This is a genomic window from Mesorhizobium sp. USDA 4775, assembly GCF_054062655.1.
The window spans coordinates 4,255,089-4,273,695 of sequence record NZ_JBSSFM010000001.1 but is presented as its reverse complement, the minus strand read 5'-3'; the positions used below and the strand labels follow the sequence as shown (position 1 = coordinate 4,273,695).

Sequence of the window (18,607 nt, the reverse complement as noted above, 5' to 3'; positions counted from 1 at the left end):
GCATGGGGCGTAAGCAGACGGGCATGGTTGTTGTTTCGCATTTCCTGAAATGGATCTACACGGCAAGAGTGTCCGAGCGCGCCGCCGCGGCCAATGCGCTGGCCCGCGCCTATGTCAATTCCGAATTGCCGTTCGAGGACCGATGCGCCGCCGAGGCAGCGCTGACGCTGCTGCTCGACGATGCTTCGTCGAAAGTGCGGCTGGCGATCGCCGAAGCGCTCTCGATGAGCCACCACGCGCCGCTGCAGATCATCAGTGCGCTGGCGTCTGACCAGCCGGAAGTCGCCGGTGTGGTGCTGGCGCGTTCGCCGCTGCTCACCGATGCCGATCTGATCAACCGCGTGGCTGCGAGCCAGAAGGCAACGCAGAAGCTGATCGCCGACCGTCCTGTCGTCTCGATGGCGCTGTCGGCGGCCATCGCCGAGATCGGTGAGGCGGAAGCCTGCGCCGTCCTGCTCGCCAATAGCGGCGCCAGCATTGCTTCGCTGAGCTTCCGCCGCATGGCCGAACGCCATGGGCACCTGCCGCAGGTGCGCGAGGCGCTGATATCGGACATCAGGCTGCCGGCCGACTGCCGGCACATGCTTCTGATCAAGCTCGGCGAGACATTGAAGACATCGCCGCTGGTCATGGCACTGATGGGCGCCGCGCGGGCCGATCGTGTCCTGCGAGACGCCTGCGTCAAGGCCTCTGTGACGCTGATTGAGGGCACGCGCCAGGAAGAACACGCCGCGCTGATCGAACATCTCAGGCTGCGCGGCGATCTCACCGCGAGCTTCCTCATCCGCACCATCGCGCATGGCAAGGTCGATTTCTTCGGCTCCACGCTGGTGGCACTCGGCCAGCAATCCGAGCCACGGGTGAGGGCGCTGCTGGCAGGCGGCCACGACGTGGCCTTGCAGGCATTGTTCCGCAGCGCCGGCCTGGCTGCCGCCACGCATGCCATCATCTTGCGTGCGCTGAAGATCTGGCGCGAGGTTGCCAATGGCAAGCGTGTTGCCGGCGTGCAGGAAGTCAGCTGGCTGATGCTCAAGGAGTTGGGCGGGCAATCCGCGGAAGGCGATCTCGCGGCCTTGGTCAAGTCGATCCATCTCGACGCGCTGCGCGAGAACGCGCGGGGTCACGCGCTGGCGATTGCAGCGGCCTAGCCTCGGTCTTTCGCGAAAAAGTCCGGAAAGTCCTCCATCGCGGCGGCAATGATGCGCAGGGATGCCGCGATCTGCAGCATGTCGCCGGTGGCGTTTCGCTGGGCGATACCAGCCGCATACTGCCGGGCGACAGCGACGGTCGCTGTCTGCGGATCGCCGGGGGAGCGGAACAGCAGTTCGCGCGCCAGCCCTCTCAGGAAATTGGCGATCGAAACCGTGGTTTCCGGTGGGATGGCATGGGTTTGGCTTGCTCCGCGCAGCCTGAGGATCTCCAGGCCGACCGTCGCGGCGGCGACGCTCCCGCCCAGCACCGCCTCGCCCTTCCTGCCGGAGTTCTGCACCAGCGGCATCAGCTGGTTGATGCGGTCATAGGCGAGGCTTTCGAAGGCCGAACGCCTCGGCACGCGCTCGTGCAGGCAAAGCCGTGCCAAATCCTCGCGCATGGCCCGCACGATCCGGTTTGCCGCGAGCCACGGATCGGCGGGCAGCACGGCAATGAAGACGCCGATCGCCAGCAGAATGCCGACCAGCACCGATGCCGAGCCGGCGAAGAACGGGCCAGGATCGTAGGTCATCGCTTGATGCGGGCTGAGGAAAGCGAGGAAGTTGATGGCGAAGGCCGTGGCGACGCCGACATAGCGCGGATTGGCCATGCCCAGCGCGGTCGGCACCAGGATCGGCACGACAAACAGGACGAACCAGCCGAAGCCGGGCAAAGCAGGCAATGCGATCTAGCCGACGAGGAAGGCAAAGGGCAAAGCTAGCAGCGTGCCCTTGAAGAAGCCCCAGGACACCTGCACCGGATCGGGGCGAGCGGCGAATAGGCTGGATACGACGGCGACGAGAATGACCGTGCCCGCCGCCTCGGACCATTTCGTCGTCAGCCAGAAGGCCGCGACCAGCAAAGTGGCAAGGGCCGCACGCACGGCATTGCGCGATGCGCCAGGGTAGTCGCGGTGCACCACCAGGGCAGGCTGCCTGCTGGCGCGGCCCGTGCGGGTGACCGGTGAACGCAAGGCATCGAGCCCGCGCAGCACCTGCTTGAGCGCCTCGGCGAAATCGGCGGCGATGGTGAGGCGGGTGATGGTGCCGACCCTGTCGTCACCCTGGTCGACCGAGGCATCGGGCAGTTGCCGGGCCTTGGCCGAGATCGCGTCGAGCTGTTTAACCCAGGATGCCGTATCGTCCAGTGCGCCGGGCTTTGCCGCCAAATCGCCGACGAGGGCCTGCAATTGCGAACGCACCGGGATGAGGGCGGCGTTTTTCGGGGCGGCGTGCGAATGCAGCGCGCGTGCCGCCGACAGGGCCGAGAGCAATTGTCCGATGGTGCGCCGCACCGGGTGGGCACGCGGCGCGAAGCTCGGCGCTTCCAGCCTGGCATAGGCGCGCATTTCGCCGAGTGTCTGGGTGTCCGCGACGAGTTTGCGATGCAGTGCGGAAAGTGTCGCTGTGTCACCGCCCGAGAAGGCGCCCGCGGCATAGGTGGCAAGGTCGAGAATGCAGCGCTTCAGCCGCGAGATGATGGCATCGCTGGCCAGTTTCGGCAGGATCAGCCGGCTGGTCACGCCCGCGCAGACAATGCCAAGGACGATTTCCGCGCAACGGGCGACAGCGAGATCGACGACCAGATGCGGCTGTCCAAAGGCAGGCAGGCCGATGATCATCGCTGTATAGCCGGCAAGTGCCGCACCATAGGCTTCGGGATTGCGCAGCAATGAGGAAACGAAGGTGCAGATGCCGATCCAGACGGCGAGCACCGTCACCAGAACCCATGGGTTGGTGCCGAAGACAGTGGTGATGCCGATCGCCGCCAGCCCGCCGGCCAGCGTGCCGAGCAACCGGTAGAAACCCTTCGCCAGCACCATACCCGCGACAGGCTGGGCGACGATGAACACCGTCATCATCGCCCATTGCGGGTGGTCGAGCTTGAGGGCATAGGCGGCGAGCAGCGCAATCAGGCCGGCCGAAACGGTGCGCAGGGCGAAAATCCAGTCCGAGCGCGTCGGCTGCGTCAACCCGGTCAGGCTCGTCTCGAAATACGCTTTCAGCCGCGCCCAGGTCACGTGCCGGTCTCCATATCGGAAGCGCAAGCTAAACTGGCCCGCGGCTAGATATCCAGCACTTCCGTCTCGGCGAATTCGGCACGCTCCTGGATGAAGCGGAAGCGGGCTTCCGGCTTGGTGCCCATCAGCTCATCGACCCTGTCCTTGGTGGCTGAATCGATTTCGTTCACATCGACCCTGAGCAGCGTGCGCTTCCTCGGATCCATGGTGGTCTCCTTGAGCTGCGAGGCCATCATCTCGCCCAGGCCCTTGAAGCGGCCAAGCTCGACCTTGCCGCGCCCGGTGAATTCGGTGCGCAGGAGCTCGTCCTTGTGCGCATCGTCGCGGGCATAGGCGACCTTGCCGCCTTGCCGGATCGAGTAAAGCGGCGGCACCGCCAGATAGAGATGGCCGCCACGCACCAGCGCCGGCATTTCCTGGTAGAAGAAGGTGATCAGCAGCGAAGCGATATGGGCGCCGTCGACGTCGGCGTCGGTCATGATGATGACGCGGTCGTAGCGCAAATCCTCGTCGCGGTATTTTGAGCGCGTGCCGCAGCCGAGAGCCTGGATCAGGTCCGATATCTGCTGGTTGGCCGCCAGCTTGTCATTGCCGGCACTGGCCACGTTGAGGATTTTTCCGCGCAATGGCAGTACGGCCTGACTGGCACGGTCGCGCGCCTGTTTGGCCGAGCCGCCGGCGGAGTCACCTTCGACGATGAACAGTTCGGCACCGGCCGCCGCGTTCTGCGTGCAGTCGGCGAGCTTGCCCGGCAGGCGCAATTTGCGCACCGCGCTCTTGCGCGACACTTCCTTTTCCTGACGCCGGCGCACCCGCTCGTCGGCGCGCGCGATCACCCATTCCAGCAGCTTCGAGGCTTCCTGCGGATTGTCGGCCAGCCAATGGTCGAACGGATCGCGGATCGCGGTCTCGACAATTCGAATTGCCTCGATCGTCGCCAGCCTGTCCTTGGTCTGGCCAACGAATTCAGGCTCGCGGATGAACACGGACAGCATGCCGGCCGCCGAGATCATGACGTCTTCGGAGGTGACGATCGAGGCGCGCTTGTTGCCGACCAGATCGGCATAGGCGCGCAAGCCGCGCGTCAGCACGTTGCGGAAGCCGGCCTCATGCGTGCCGCCTTCGCCGGTCGGAATGGTGTTGCAGTAGGAATTGATGAAGCCGTCGCCGCCGAACCAGGTCACCGCCCATTCGAGCGAGCCATGGCCGCCTTGCTTTTCGCTTTTTCCCGCGAAGATTTCCCGCGTCACCTGAAAGTCGTCGCCGAGCGATGCCTTGAGATAGTCCTTCAGGCCGCCGGGGAAATGGAACTCCGCCTTGGCCGGGGTCTGGTCCTTTTCCTTGATCAGTGAGGGATCACAGGTCCAGCGGATTTCGACGCCGCCGAACAGATAGGCCTTCGAGCGCGTCATGCGGTAGAGCCGCGCCGGTTCGAAGGCCGCGCCCTTGCCGAAGATCTGCTCGTCGGGATGGAAGCGGATTTTCGTTCCGCGCCGGTTGTGGACCTCGCCAAGCTGCTCCAGGCCGCTTACCGGAATGCCGCGCGAAAAGCGCTGGCGATAAAGCTGGCGGCCACGCGCGACCTCGACCTCGAGATGGTCCGCACAGTGCGTTGACCACGGAAACGCCGACGCCGTGCAGGCCGCCGGAGGTTTCATAGACCTTGGAGTCGAATTTGCCGCCCGAATGCAGCGTCGTCATGATGACTTCGAGCGCCGGCTTCTTGAATTTCGGATGCGGATCGACCGGGATGCCGCGGCCATTGTCGGTAACGGTCAGAAACCCGTCGGCCGAAAGCTCGACATCGATGAAGGTGGCATGGCCGGCAACCGCCTCGTCCATCGAATTGTCGATGACCTCGGCGAACAGATGGTGCATCGCCTTGTCGTCGGTGCCGCCAATATACATGCCTGGCCGGCGGCGCACCGGCTCCAAGCCTTCGAGCACCTCGATGTCGGCGGCGCTATAGCCCTCGCTGCCATCCTTGGTCGCGGCTGGGCGCTTGGCTGCTGCCTGCACAAGCGGGTCGGCCGGGCGCGCCGGTGAGCGAACCGGCTGCGGCTGCTTGTCCATATTGCCGAAGAGATCGTTGTTGTCGTCCATGCCTGCCATAGGGTCCGGTGCTGCGAATCACCCGCCGATACTGCCACGCTTTTCAGCGCCAAGCGACGGAGGTTCCTGTTACGTTCGGGGATTTGAGCCGTCTTATCCTAAAACCATTCGATAACCAAGCGGGCGGAAATAGGTCCAATACCACCGTTCTACATTCCTGATTCTTTAACAAAGCGGCCTAGCGTGAGCCCAACATAACAAGAAACGATGGCATCAGGGGTTTTCGGCGTGAGGGGCAAGGCCATAACGATGATCGGTATCGCCGCCGTTTTCGGCGCGATCTCGATCTTTGCCGCGGATTTCTGGGTCAAGAGCCAGGCCAAAGCCGATGCCGAGGAGAAGACGGCGTCGATCGCCGCTCCCGCCCCGCCCAGGATCGAGTTCAAGACCATCGTGGTGGCGAACGCGCCGCTGCGCTACGGCCAGGAACTTGACCGCGCCAAGCTGATCGAAATCCCCTGGCCACAAGATTCCCTGCCGCAAGGTGCCTTTGCCACCATCGACGGATTGCTCGGCGAGGGCAATCGCATCGTGCTGTCGCCGATCGAGGTCAACGAACCGGTGCTGCTGACCAAGCTGTCGGGGCCGAACGGCCGCGCTACGCTCTCCAACATGCTTACGCCCGGAATGCGAGCGGTGACCATCCGCACTGACGAGATCGCCGGCGTCGGCGGCTTCGTCACGCCGGGCGACCGCGTGGATGTCGTGCTGACGCGCGATGCCGGCGAAATCCAGGAGGTCGCCAAGAACGCGCAAGGTGCTGCCGGTTCAACCGTCACCTCCGAGATCGTCGTTGCCGACGCCAAGGTGCTGAGTGTCGGCCAGGGTGCCGACGAGCGCCAGACGACGCCGCAGATCACGAATTCCGTGACCATTGAAGTGACGACCGAAGGCGCGCAGAAAGTGGCGCTTGCCCGCACCGTCGGCACGCTGTCGCTGTCGCTGCGCTCAGCCTCCGAAGGCGGCGACGGCAAGAACGGCGTCACCACCATCTCGTCTTTTGGCGGATCGGTGGCGGCCAAGGCTCAGGCCGCGGCCGGCTCGCTGTTCGATGCGATAACCAAGGAGCCGGAGAAGCCGAAATTCAAGACGGTCATCGTGACGCGCGGCACGAAGGCCGAGGAATATCAGGTTCCTGCGCCGGACCAGAAGTAAAGGCCGGTGGGGACCGGACGGGACAGGGCAATTGTGATGCGTACCCTATATCGAATGATGGATCGATCGCGCTTTGCGCGGGCTCTGGCGATGGCTGCTGCGCTGGTTGCGGGCGGAATGCTCGCCTTGCCCGGCGTGGCCAAGGCGGACAATGACATCGTCTATGTCTCGGCGGCCAAGAATGCGTCGATCAAGGTCGCCAAGGGCAAGCCCAAGACGATCGTGACGAATGCCGCCTTCTACCAGATCGTCATCGGCGATCCTGAGATCGCCAACGTCAATCCATTGACCGACAAATCCTTCTATGTGCTCGGCAACAATCTCGGCACCACCGGCGTTGCGCTGTTCGACGAGAAAAAGCAGCTCGTCGGCACCGTCGACATCGAGGTGACGCTCGACACGGATCAACTGGCCAGCACCATCCGCGCCAGCGTGCCGGACGCCAAGATCAAGGTCGGGTCGGCCAATGGCCGTGTCGTGCTGTCGGGCGAGGCCGACGACGCGGTCGCCGCTGACAAGGCAAGCAAGATCGCCAGCCGCTTTTCCGGCAATGAGGAGGTGATCAATTCGGTCAACATCTCGTCGTCGCAGCAGGTTCAGCTCAATGTCCGCTTCGTCGAGATCAATCGCCAGGCGGGGCAGGATCTGGGCGCCAAATACAGTGCCAATTTTGCCTACGGTTTCGGCGGGCGCGATGTTTCGCTCGACCCCGGCACTGTGCCGGCGGCGGGAACCGGTGAAATCATCGGCCGGCTGCTGTCGAACGGCGTGTCGATCGACATCGCCATCAAGGCGCTGGAAGAGCGCGGCCTCGCCCGCCGTCTGGCGGAACCGAACCCGCCGTCTGGCGGAACCGAACCTGATCGCCCGTTCGGGCGAGACGGCGAGCTTCCTGGCCGGCGGCGAATTCCCGATCCCGGTCTCGGAGGACAACGGCAAGATCTCCGTCAGCTACAAGAAATACGGCGTCAGCCTGGACTTCACGCCGACCGTGCTCAAGGACGGGCTGGTCAGCCTCGACATCGCGCCGGAAGTCTCCTCGATCGATGCGTCGTCCTCCTACAACATCGGCACTATCTCCGTGCCGGGATTCATCGTGCGCCGCGCCAAGACCTCGGTCGATCTCAAGAACGGCCAGAGCTTCATGATCGCGGGACTGCTGCAGTCGCAAAACGACATAACCACGTCGCGCATTCCCGGCCTCGGCAAGATGCCGGTGCTCGGGGCGCTGTTCTCGTCGAAATCCTATCAGCGGCGCGAGACCGATCTGGTCATCATCGTCACGCCCTACCTGGTCAAGCCGGTTGATCCGTCGAAGAAAATGGTCGAGCCGACCGATGGCACGCGGCCGGCCAGCAATGTCGACTATTTCCTCAACAACACCGAGGAAGTGAAGGCATCGGACACCGGCCGGGCGCTGGCGCTGGCCGATGGCAGCGCCGCACGGACCGCTCCCGCCACCACGGTCGGGCACTTCCTCGACCTGCCGAAGGACTGAAACCATGCGTCTGGTCCTGACATCAAGTGTCGCCTTGCTTCTTGCCGGTTTGGCCGGCGGCTGCACCAGCGACGATTACATACGCACAGAAGGGGTGACGCCGGGCTCCGGCGACGCACAGGCCGCCAACACCGTCATGCAGATGGTCGATCCCTGGAAATACGGCGTCCAGAACACAAGGCTTCTCGTGCCTGCCAAGCGTGGCGATGCCGGGCCGGTCACGCCGGATCAGGCCGCCGCTTCGAAGGCATCGCAGACGACCACGGGCAACTGACCCCAAAGGGCGATCGCGCTCACAGGCTGACAAAAATGGCAAACGGCATCAAGACCAAGAAGATCCTGCTCGTATCGACGGACAGGACCTTCGTGCAGGACACGCGGACCGCATTCGCCGCCTCCGAGATCATCCAGCTCTCAACGGTGGAAAAGAATGTCACCGAACTGCGCGGCGAGATTCAGGAGGCGGACTTCGGCGCCATCATCGTCGACATGGACGCGGCGAGACTGGAGGAAGTCGAGTCGCTGCAGCGCGTCATGCGCCGTCTGGAGGGCAAGGCGCCGGTGGTTGTCGTCACCCAGGAATTCAACGCCGCCGCGGTGCGCATCCTGGTGCAGCTCAAGGTCGCGGACTTCCTGGTCAAGCCGATCACCACGGCCGATCTGGTGCGCTCGGTGGTGCGGGCCCTGCAAGGGCCGGGGCGTGAGGAAAACACCGAATCGCAGATCTACACCTTCATGCCGGCCGCCGGCGGCGTCGGCACCACGACGCTGGCGCTGCAGACCGCGTTCCAGCTGCATCACTCGGTGACGCGCGGCGCCTCGACCTGTGTGGTCGACCTCAATTTCCAGCAGGGCGCCTGTGCCGAATATCTCGACCTCGAGCCGCGTTTCGACATCACCGAGATCGAAAACCAGCCCGAACGCCTCGACCGGCAATTGCTCGACGTGATGCTGTCCAAGCATGCCAGCGGGCTTTGCGTGCTGGCGGCACCGACGCATCCGTCGGAGATGCGCTCGTTCAAGACCGATGTCGTGGTTCGCATGCTGGACCTCGTCTCGGCCTATTTCGACAATGTCGTCATCGACATGCCGCGCACCTGGTTTCCCTGGACGGAGACCGTGCTGCTGGGCTCCAACAAGCTCTATATCGTCGCCGAAATGACGGTGCCGTGCCTGCGCCACACGCAAAGGCTGATCCAGGCGGTCTACGAGACCGCCGGCAAGGAAGTGAAGCCGAACGTCATCGTCAACCGTTTCGAGCAGAAGATGTTCGACAACGGCATCAAGCAGGCGGATGTCCAGGAGATCCTTGGCGAGCATTTCGTCGGCGGTATCGCCAACAATTACCGGCTGGTGCGCGAGGCGGTCGACCGCGGCGTGCCGCTGCACGAGATCGATCCCAACGCCAATGTCGTCAACGATCTGAAGAAGATCATCCTGCCGGAGGAGGCGGTCGCGACCGGAGCCAAATCGAAGTCGCTGTTCGGTCTCGGCAAGGGCTTCTTGAAGAGGAAGGCCGGATGACCAGCCGTTTTTCCACCCTGCAGAACCGCGATGCGCGTCCGCAGCGCCCGGCTGATACAACGCCGGTCGCGCATCATGCGGTCGTCATCCCGACCAGCCGGAAGGCTTTGCCGGCAAAGCCGGATGTCGCGCCGGCAAAGAACGCCAACAAGGTGCTCGATGCGCGCGTGCGCATTCACCGCATGCTGCTCGAGGAAATCAACCTGGTGGCGCTGGAGCGTTTGCCCAAGGAGGAGATGCGCCGGCAGGTGCATGATTTCGTCTCGGAAAAAACCCGCCAGGAGCGGATGGCGATCAACACCGCCGAACTTGAAGCGCTGGTCGACGATATCGTCGACGAGATGGTCGGCCTTGGTCCGCTCGAGCCCTTGCTCAAGGATCCCGACATCAACGACATCCTGATCAACGGCCACCAGAACTGCTTCATCGAAAAGAAGGGCAAGCTGCAGCAGGTTCATATCCCGTTCAAGGACGAGGCACATCTGCTTAGAATCATTAACAAAATCGTCGCCGCGGTTGGCCGCAGGGTCGACGAATCGCAGCCGATGGTCGATGCCCGCATGCTGGACGGCTCGCGCTTCAACGCGGCCATCCGCCCGGTCGGCGTCGACGGGCCGCTGGTGTCGATCCGCAAATTCTCCAAGAACAAGCTCGGCCTGCACAAGCTGGTCGAATTCGGCGCCATCACGCAGAACATGGCCGAAGTGCTGGCGGCGGCCGTGCACGCCCGCAAGACGACGATCATTTCGGGCGGCACCGGCACCGGCAAGACGACTATGCTCAACGCACTGTCGGCCTTCATTCCCGAAGACGAGCGGCTGATCACCATCGAGGACGCGGCCGAACTTCAGCTGCAGCAGCCGCATGTCGCGCGCATGGAGACGCGTCCCGCCAACATCGAGGGCCATGGCGAACTCAAACAGCGCGATCTCGTCAAGAACGCGCTGCGCATGCGCCCCGACCGCGTCATCCTCGGCGAGTGCCGCGGCGAGGAGGCCTTCGACATGCTGCAGGCGATGAACACCGGCCATGAAGGGTCGATGGCGACCATCCACGCCAACACGCCGCGCGATGCCATTTCGCGCCTCGAACAGATGTTGGGCATGACCGGCATGCCGATGACGGTGCAGTCGATCCGCAGCCAGATCGCCAGCGCCATCGACATCATCGTGCAACTGACCCGGCTTTCCGATGGCAAGCGCAAGGTGACAAGCGTTGCCGAGGTGACCGGCATGGAAGGCGACGTCATCCAGATGCAGGAGATCTTCCGCTTCGTGCGCACCGGCATGGATGCCGATGGCGGCATCCTCGGCTATTTCGAGGCAACCGGCATTAGGCCGCGCTTCCTGGAGGATCTGCGTGCCATGGGCATCGAGTTTCCCGGACGGTACTTCGAACCCGGCCGGCCGCAGGAGTAGCCGGGTGTTCGACGGGCTGAGCGCAATCTATGTCGTCTATGCCGGGGCAGCACTGACCGGCATCATGATCGCCGAGGCCTGCTATCTCCTCTATGCCGGCCGCAGCGACAAGCGCACCGCCATCAACCGGCGCATGAAGCTGCAGGAAAGCAAGATCAGCCAGGAGCAGGTGCTGATCCAGCTGCGCAAGGAGCGCGGCCTCGACGCGGGCACCTCGCTGTTCTCGCCAGACCGGTTCCGCGCGCTGCGTACGCAGTCGGGCATGATCATGCCGCTGTCGAAATTTCTGATGATCACCTCGGGTGTGGCGATGGCCATGACCCTGGTCGCCATCTGGTACGGCTTGCCACTGCTGATGGGGCTTCTCCTGTTCGTCGTGCTGTTGCCGCTGGTGCCGGTGATGGTGATGCGCTCCATGCGCAAGCGTCGGCTTAAGCGCTTTGGCATGCAGCTGCCCGAGGCACTGGAACTGATCACGCGCGGCCTCAAGGCCGGTCACCCCGTGCCGGTGGCCATCGCCATGGTGTCGCGCGAAATGCCCGATCCGATCGGCACCGAGTTCGGCGTCATCGCCGATGAGGTGACCTATGGTTCCGACCTGGTCTCGGCTTTGAATTCGCTGTTCGACAGGGTCGGCCATGAGGATCTGCCGCTGTTCATCACCGCCGTCTCCATCCAGTCCAGTTCGGGGGGCAATCTGCGCGAAATCCTTGACGGCCTGGCGCTGACGATCCGCGAGCGCGGCAAGCTGCGTCGCAAGGTGCGCGCCATCTCGACCGAAGGCCGCATGTCGGCCTACATCCTGACGGCGATACCGGCGCTGCTGTTTGCCGCCATCATGGCGCTGATGCCGGGCTTCTACCGTGATGTCTGGGACGAGCCAAAGACCTGGTACCTGATCGGCGGGTCCGTGACCTGGCTGATGCTGGGCAATCTGATGATGTTCAAAATGTCGAATTTCAGGTTCTGACATGCAGGGCTTCATCGAATTCCTCGCCTCGCTCGCACCGACCTCCCTGATGCCGGTGGCGATCCTGCTTCTGGCCCTGGGCAGCGTCGCCGTCGCCTGGCCGATGGTGGCGGCGAAGGGCGACCGCAACGACGTGAAGCGCCGGCTCAAGGTCGACCATGGCGCGGTGGCCGCGAAGCCCGAGCCGCTGCAGAAGAAGAACGCCAATGTCGTGCGCGAAAAGGCGGTGAAGCGGGCGCAGGAATTCTACGCCAAGAGCGATCCGGAAAATGTCGCCCGGTTGCGCATGAAGCTGATCCAGGCCGGCTATATGGAGCCGCGCGCCGTCGGCACGTTCTTCATCATACGCTTTTCCGCGCTGGTCGGCGGCGCGATCGGCGCCTTTGTCCTCAACCAGTGGCTGGCCAGCGCCGAAGCGACGATGACCAGCCGCTGGGCGTTCGTCATCCTGTCGGGCGTGGCCGGTTATTTCCTGCCCGGCCTGGTGCTGACCCAGCAGGTGCGGGAGAAGATGCGAGAGTACCGCAACGGCTTTCCCGACTTCATGGATCTGATGATCGTCTGTTCGGATGCCGGCATGAGCATGGAAGCCGGTATCGAGCGCGTCTCGAAGGAGCTCGCCAAGACCTATCCGGCGCTCAGCCAGAATTTGCAGCTGGTGTCGCTGGAACTGAGGGCAGGGCGCAGCCTCGACGATGCGCTGAAGGCACTCGCCGACCGCCTCAGCCTGGACGAGGTTCGCTCCTTCGCCACGCTCTTACAGCAGTCGAAGGAACTCGGCACCAGCCTGTCAGGCGCGCTGCGCGTCTTCTCCGACGAAATGCGCCACAAGCGCATGTCGCTGGCCGAGGAAAAGGCACATGCCTTGCCGGCCAAGATGTCGATACCGGTGACGGTGTGCATCCTGCCGGTGGTGCTGATGATCGCGATCATCCCGATCATCGTCAAAATGACGGGTAACCACTAGGCGACATCGATGTTCAGTGGCAAGCCTGCGCATCGCGGCTTGCCGAGCTTGATACGGAGCTTGGCCAACAAGTTGCTGCCCGAACTCGGCCCTGCGACATGAGGATCCCCATGCGAATATTGTTGTGTGCCGCCGCTCTTGCCGCGGCCAGTCTGTGGCCCGCCCTGGCCGCGGCCGATGATTGCGGCGATGCCGCCGCGCTGTTGCGGCAGGCTTATCCCAAGATTCAAAAGAGCGCCGACGGCCGCTCGTTCACGCTCGAACCGCATACCAGCATCCCGCCTGCGGTCCCGCAGGACGGTATGCCTGGCCTGGTCTGCAAGGTCTGGCCTGCCCATGACGATCTGTTGCTGGTCGCGGTGCCGCTGATCGACAGCGTCCAATCCGCCGACGGCCAGCATGTTGGCGACATCGAGCTTCTGGTCGTCGACAGGAAGACCCTGCAGGTACGCCAGCGCCTGCTCCAGCCCAGGCTGATGAACGACGATGCCGTCGCCATCCGGGGAATCGAATTCGATACCGCCCGTTATGGGCTGGCGCCGGGTGTCACCGCCTTCGGCCTGCGCATCGACATGGCCAATCATTCACAGCCCAATCCCTTCAACGAAACCGACCTGCGGCTCTACGCCATATCAGGCAATGCGCTGCAGGCGGTGCTCGACGGGCTTGCCGTAGCCGGCCATGGCGGCGAAGGCGACACAAGTTGCGCGGGATCCTTTCATTCCAGCCAGGTCAGCCTGGCGATGAGCCCGAGGATCCATCGCGGCTACCATGACATCATCGCGGTAGAGCGGAAGGATACCGACGAGCCGCTCCCCGACAAGGATGGAGAGTGCCAGTCCCACCCCGGCAAGTCGGTGAGCCGGACCTACCGGCTGCGCTATGACGGCCACCGCTATCCGGTTCCGGCCGAGCTCAAGGCAATGGATCCGCCGTGAGACCGTCCCCCCGCGTCGGCTTGAGGCGTTGGCGTCCGGTGGTTAATGGCTGGTAATTGCGGAAACCAAATCTTAGCTGCATTTCGGTACCGAAGCTTAATCGCTTTGCTCTAATGTCTTTACCTGAAGAACGACCCGGCAAATCGGGCGACGGGGCAGGGCATGCGTCAGACACAATTTGCGGCGATGGCCACGATGGCGGCCGTCCTGATGATCACCGGGTGCACGACGAACAACAACGTCGACACGACCAAGACGACCGCGATCCAGCCGGCGGCCAACGATGTCGACACATCCGACCTGGCACAAGGCAAGGCGCAGTTTCGCGACGCCAATTATGGTCTCGCCGAACAGCATTTCCGCAAGGCCGTCGAGCTGAAGGCCGACAATGCGGAGGCCTGGATGGGGCTGGCCGCCTCCTATGACGAGCTCGGCCGCTTCGACTTCGCCGACCGCGCCTATGGCCAGCTGTTGAAGGTCGCCGGCCGCAAACCGCAGATCGTCAACAATATGGGCTATTCGCAACTGCTGCGCGGCAACAAGAAGAAGGCCAGGGCGCTGCTGCTCGAGGCGAAGGCCGGCATGGCCGACCCCACGGTCGTCAACGCCAATCTCGCCTTGCTGAACAAGGGCTGATGCGCGTTTGATCCTCGCGCCGCCCAAGGGTCGATTTCCACACAAGCACTGTCGACGCTTTGTAAACCCTAAACGCAGCCTGGGTCGAAAGATCGGCTGAGAACTATGTTCGAGGGCTGCCGCTGACCTAGAATGCGGCGTAACCGCCGACGCTCGAGAGGCCCCCGCCCGATATGCTGGATTTCAGTTCGCTCCTGCTCGCGGCCGCGCTGTCGGGCACATGCCTTGCCGTCACCATGTTTGCCATCTGGCTCACCGCGCCGCGGGCGCGTTTCGTGCTGACGGTGGCGTGCGGCATTATCGTGCTTGTCGCGCATGTGATCCTGTTCTGGCGCTACACCAAGGAGCCTGATCCGCTGCTTTGCCAGATTGCGCTGGCGTTGCTCAGCCTGGGCTTCCTGATCATCTGCCTTTCGGCCATGCAGTATCTCGGCGTGCCGGACCACAGGCGTGCGATCATGCCGACACTTGCCGCCATGGCTGTCTGCGCGGCCTTCACCTTCCTCGGCCTTGACGGTGTCGGCTTCATCGTCACCTACGCGACGGTGACCGTGCTGCTGTCGACGATCGGAGCCATGTTCTGGGTCAATGGCAGCCACGATCGCCGGATCCTGCTGGTGGTTTCGTTCCTGAGTGGCACCTGCGCGGGGTCGTTTGCCCTTTGCGGCGTGGTTCTGATGGCCAAGGGGCAATGGACGCTCGGGGCGGCGCCCGACAATTGGGCCGAACGTCTGAATTCCGTCGTGGCGGTAGCCTGCATGTCCGGTCTGGGCGCCTTGACGCTCTCGCTTCATCATCTGCAGGCGCAGATCGAGCTGAAGGCCGAGACCATGACCGATCCATTGACCGGGCTGATGAACCGTCGCGGGTTGATGTCCCTCCACGGCGAGCGGCCCTTCGGTCCCTTCATGGCGGTCGTCATGTTCGACCTCGATCACTTCAAGAGGACGAACGACATCTACGGTCACCCGGTCGGAGACCAGGTCCTGTGCCGCTTCGCCGCCGTCATCCGGAAATATGCCAGGACCGGCGTCGACGCCTTTCGCCTGGGTGGCGAGGAGTTCGCCATCGTCATGTCGCGGATGACGGAAGAGCGAGCCCATGATCTCGCCAGCAAGATCGGCGTCGCCTTCGGCACCGAAATCGTTCCTACCCCGCTCGGTCCGTTGCGCAGCACGGTCAGCGGCGGCATCGGCTTCGGCGGCGCCGACGGCAGCAGCCTCGACGAGGTGCTGGCCGAGGCGGATGCCGCGCTCTACGCGGCCAAGCGCGCCGGCCGAAACTGCGTCATCAGCGGCAAAAGAATGGGCCAGGCCGAACCGGTCAAGCCGGCCTTGCGCTCAGCCTAGTTATTCAGCCGCGCCCAGGTAATCCGACAGCGGCGGGCAGGAGCAGACCAGATTGCGGTCGCCGGCGACATTGTCGATGCGCGACACCGGCGGCCAGTACTTGGCCGCCGTATCGGCGTCGCCCGCGGGATAGGCCGCTTCCAGGCGCGAGTAGGGGTGGGTCCACTGGCCGGCCAGCGTCTCGGCGGCGGTGTGCGGCGCGTTGACCAGCGGGTTGTCGGCCAAGGGCCAGTCGCCCCTGGCGACTTTCGCCGCTTCGCCGGCAATGGCGATCATCGCCTCGCAGAAGCGGTCGAGTTCGCGCTTCGGCTCGGATTCCGTCGGCTCGACCATCAGCGTGCCGGCGACCGGAAACGACATGGTCGGCGCGTGGAAGCCATAGTCGATCAGGCGCTTGGCGATGTCATCGACACTGATGCCGGCGCTGTCCTTGAGCACGCGGGTATCGAGGATGCACTCATGCGCGATGCGATCGTGCCGGCCCTTGTAGAGCAGCGGGAAGTGCGGCGCGAGCCGTGTCGCCACATAGTTGGCCGAGATGATGGCGGTCTCCGTGGCCTGCTTCAGTCCGGCGGCGCCCATCATGCGGATATACATCCAGGTGATCGGCAGGATGGAAGCGCTGCCGAAGGGTGCCGCCGACACGGCATGCGCCGAGCCTTCGGTGACATGGCCCGGCAGATAGGGCTTCAGATGCGCCTTGACGCCGATCGGGCCGATGCCGGGGCCGCCGCCGCCATGCGGGATGCAGAAGGTCTTGTGCAGGTTCATATGGCAGACATCGGCGCCGATATCGGCGGGCCGGGCGAGCGCGACCAGCGCGTTGAGGTTGGCGCCGTCGAAATAGACCTGGCCGCCATGCTCGTGGATGAGGGCGCAGAGGTGGCGCGCGCCTTCTTCATAGACGCCATGCGTCGAGGGATAGGTGAACATCAGCGCCGCGAGATTCTTGGAATGCTCGTTGGCCTTGGCCCGCATATCGTCCATGTCGATATTGCCGTCTTCCAGGCAGCGCACGACGACGACGCTCATGCCGGCCATCGCCGCACTCGCCGGATTGGTGCCATGCGCGGAAGAGGGGATCAGGCAGACCGTGCGATGGCCTTCGCCGCGCGAGCGGTGATAGGCGCGGATGGCGAGCAGGCCGGCATATTCGCCCTGGCTGCCGGCATTGGGCTGCAGGCTGACCGCGTCGAAGCCGGTGATTTCGGACAGCCAGCCTTCCAGCTCGCCGATCATGGCGCGATAGCCGGCCGAATGGCTGGCCGGTGCGAAGGGATGCAGATTGGCGATGCTTGGCCAACTCACCGGCATCATTTCGGCCGCCGCGTTGAGCTTCATGGTGCAGGATCCGAGCGGGATCATGGAGCGGTCGAGCGCCAGATCCTTGTCGGCCAACCGGCGCAGCAGGCGCATCATGTCGGTCTCCGACTTGTTCTCGTTGAAGACCTGCTGGGTCAGAAACTCCTTTCCACGCGGCTTGCCGGGAACGGTGCTGTCGGCCGAGGAGGCAGCCTTGGCGCCGAACAGGGAAGCGATCGCGTCGAGATCGGCGTCTGTCGAGGTCTCGTCGAAGGCGATGCCGACATGGTCGGTGTCGAGGACGCGCAGCAGCCGGCCGGTCTTTTCGGCAGCCTCGGCGATTTGCGCGGCCTTGCCTTTCGCCTCCACCGTCACCGTGTCGAAGCGGCTGGCGCCGAGCACCGAAACGCCCGCCGCCTTGAGGCCGCTCGCCAGACGGTTTGCCAGAGCGTGGATGCGTCCGGCGATCGCCTGCAGCCCGGCGGGGCCGTGCCAGATGGCATAGGCCGTCGCCATGTTGGCGAGCAGCGCCTGCGCGGTGCAGATGTTGGAGGTCGCCTTGTCGCGGCGGATATGCTGTTCGCGCGTTTGCAAGGCAAGGCGGTATCCGGGCCGGCCCTTGCTGTCGGTCGATTGGCCGACGAGGCGGCCGGGCATCAGACGCGTCAGCTTATCGGAGACGGCGCAGTAAGCGGCATGTGGGCCGCCAAAGCCCATCGGCACGCCAAACCGCTGCATCGGGCCGACGGCGATGTCGGCGCCGAGTTTCGCCGGCGCATCGGTCAGCGTCAGGCCCAGCGGATCGGCGATGAAGACGACGATGGTACCGGTGGCGCGGGCCTTGTCGATCGCGGCCTTGTGGTCGCCATAGACGCCAAAGGTGTCGGGCCAGGAGACGAGCAGGGCAGCGGTGTTGTCGTCGATGGTCTCGCCGTCGATCTCGATGCCGAGCGGTTCGGCGCGGGTGCGCACCACATCCAGCGTCTGCGGATGCGGCGTGCCGGCGAACGCCACCTTGCTGCGCTTGTCACGGTGGTGGCGCAGCGCGATGCCGACCGCTTCGGCGACAGCGGTTGCTTCATCGAGCAGCGAGGCGGATGCCACCGGCAGTCCGGTCAATTCGGTGACCAAGGTCTGGAAATTGAACAGCATTTCCAGACGACCCTGGCTGATCTCGGCCTGATAGGGCGTGTAGGCCGTGTACCAGGCCGGATTCTCGAACAGATTGCGCTGGATGACCGGCGGCACGTGAACGCCGTGATAGCCGGCGCCGATGAAGCTCTTCAGCACGGTATTCCCAGCCATGGTCGCCGACAATTCGGCCAGCGCTTCGGCTTCGCTGGCCGGCGCGGGCAAGGTCAGCGGCAGGTCGAGGCGAATCGACTGCGGCACGGCCTGGCTGATCAGCGTCTCGACGGAAGGGACGCCGATCACCGCAAGCATGGCTCTGACATCGTTCACGCCAGGACCGATATGACGGGCCGAGAAGGGGGTAAGTGCTGTGGTCATTATCTCTAAGTCCTGATT

Annotated in this window: 11 protein-coding genes and 3 pseudogenes; 11 read left to right on the top strand and 3 right to left on the bottom strand. The window is 64.1% G+C overall.

The genetic code is table 11. The features are described from left to right. Nucleotides 1-23: 23 nt before the first annotated feature. Complete coding sequence (locus tag ACVILI_RS20885; protein ID WP_240565073.1) at nt 24-1,148, top strand: DUF2336 domain-containing protein; 1,125 nt, start codon at nt 24-26, stop codon at nt 1,146-1,148. On the opposite strand, the pseudogene ACVILI_RS20880 reads toward ACVILI_RS20885, so the two are convergent. Together ACVILI_RS20880 and parE are read right to left on the bottom strand one after the other, a co-directional pair. Further along, a pseudogene (locus tag ACVILI_RS20880) lies at nt 1,145-3,211 on the bottom strand (FUSC family protein). The gene ACVILI_RS20885 and the pseudogene ACVILI_RS20880 overlap by 4 nt on opposite strands. Before the next feature lie 44 nt (nt 3,212-3,255). Beyond that, nucleotides 3,256-5,314: pseudogene (gene parE / locus ACVILI_RS20875) on the bottom strand (DNA topoisomerase IV subunit B). 216 nt (nt 5,315-5,530) lie between these two features. Here parE and cpaB point away from each other — a divergent pair. The 10 genes and pseudogenes from cpaB to ACVILI_RS20825 all read left to right on the top strand — a co-directional run bounded on the left by cpaB (nt 5,531) and on the right by ACVILI_RS20825 (nt 15,778). Beyond that, nucleotides 5,531-6,478 carry a Flp pilus assembly protein CpaB gene (cpaB, locus tag ACVILI_RS20870; protein ID WP_240565071.1) on the top strand — a complete coding sequence of 316 codons (948 nt, stop codon included), beginning with the start codon at nt 5,531-5,533 and terminating at the stop codon, nt 6,476-6,478. Between the two features lie 57 nt (nt 6,479-6,535). Next, nucleotides 6,536-7,976: pseudogene (locus ACVILI_RS20865) on the top strand (type II and III secretion system protein family protein). A gap of 4 nt (nt 7,977-7,980) precedes the next feature. Next, entirely contained in the window at nt 7,981-8,250 is a 270-nt protein-coding gene (locus ACVILI_RS20860; protein WP_019858432.1) for a hypothetical protein, read from the top strand. Nucleotides 8,251-8,285: 35 nt separating this feature from the next. Further along, the gene (locus ACVILI_RS20855; RefSeq protein ID WP_019858430.1) at nt 8,286-9,500 is read left to right on the top strand and encodes an AAA family ATPase; all 1,215 of its coding nucleotides are present in this window, start codon (nt 8,286-8,288) and stop codon (nt 9,498-9,500) included. Continuing rightward, nucleotides 9,497-10,918, top strand: a complete 1,422-nt coding sequence (locus ACVILI_RS20850) for a CpaF family protein (RefSeq protein ID WP_038647072.1) — start codon at nt 9,497-9,499, stop codon at nt 10,916-10,918. Before ACVILI_RS20855 ends, ACVILI_RS20850 begins: the two co-directional genes overlap by 4 nt. A gap of 4 nt (nt 10,919-10,922) precedes the next feature. Beyond that, nucleotides 10,923-11,888, top strand: coding sequence for a type II secretion system F family protein (locus tag ACVILI_RS20845; protein ID WP_032930462.1), 966 nt, complete (start codon nt 10,923-10,925; stop codon nt 11,886-11,888). Nucleotide 11,889: 1 nt separating this feature from the next. Further along, nucleotides 11,890-12,855: a type II secretion system F family protein gene (locus ACVILI_RS20840; protein WP_019858427.1), complete on the top strand. Its 966-nt coding sequence runs from the start codon at nt 11,890-11,892 to the stop codon at nt 12,853-12,855. A 110-nt stretch (nt 12,856-12,965) separates the two neighbouring features. Then, nucleotides 12,966-13,793, top strand: coding sequence for a PA3715 family protein (locus ACVILI_RS20835; RefSeq protein WP_038647069.1), 828 nt, complete (start codon nt 12,966-12,968; stop codon nt 13,791-13,793). Nucleotides 13,794-13,955: 162 nt separating this feature from the next. Further along, nucleotides 13,956-14,429, top strand: a complete 474-nt coding sequence (locus tag ACVILI_RS20830; RefSeq protein ID WP_038647067.1) for a tetratricopeptide repeat protein — start codon at nt 13,956-13,958, stop codon at nt 14,427-14,429. 173 nt (nt 14,430-14,602) lie between these two features. Then, nucleotides 14,603-15,778: a GGDEF domain-containing protein gene (locus tag ACVILI_RS20825; RefSeq protein ID WP_457102583.1), complete on the top strand. Its 1,176-nt coding sequence runs from the start codon at nt 14,603-14,605 to the stop codon at nt 15,776-15,778. On the opposite strand, the gene gcvP is transcribed toward ACVILI_RS20825, so the two are convergent. Further along, nucleotides 15,779-18,592 (bottom strand): aminomethyl-transferring glycine dehydrogenase, encoded by a 2,814-nt coding sequence (gene gcvP / locus ACVILI_RS20820; RefSeq protein WP_019858423.1) that lies wholly within the window; start codon nt 18,590-18,592, stop codon nt 15,779-15,781. Nucleotides 18,593-18,607 lie beyond the last annotated feature (15 nt).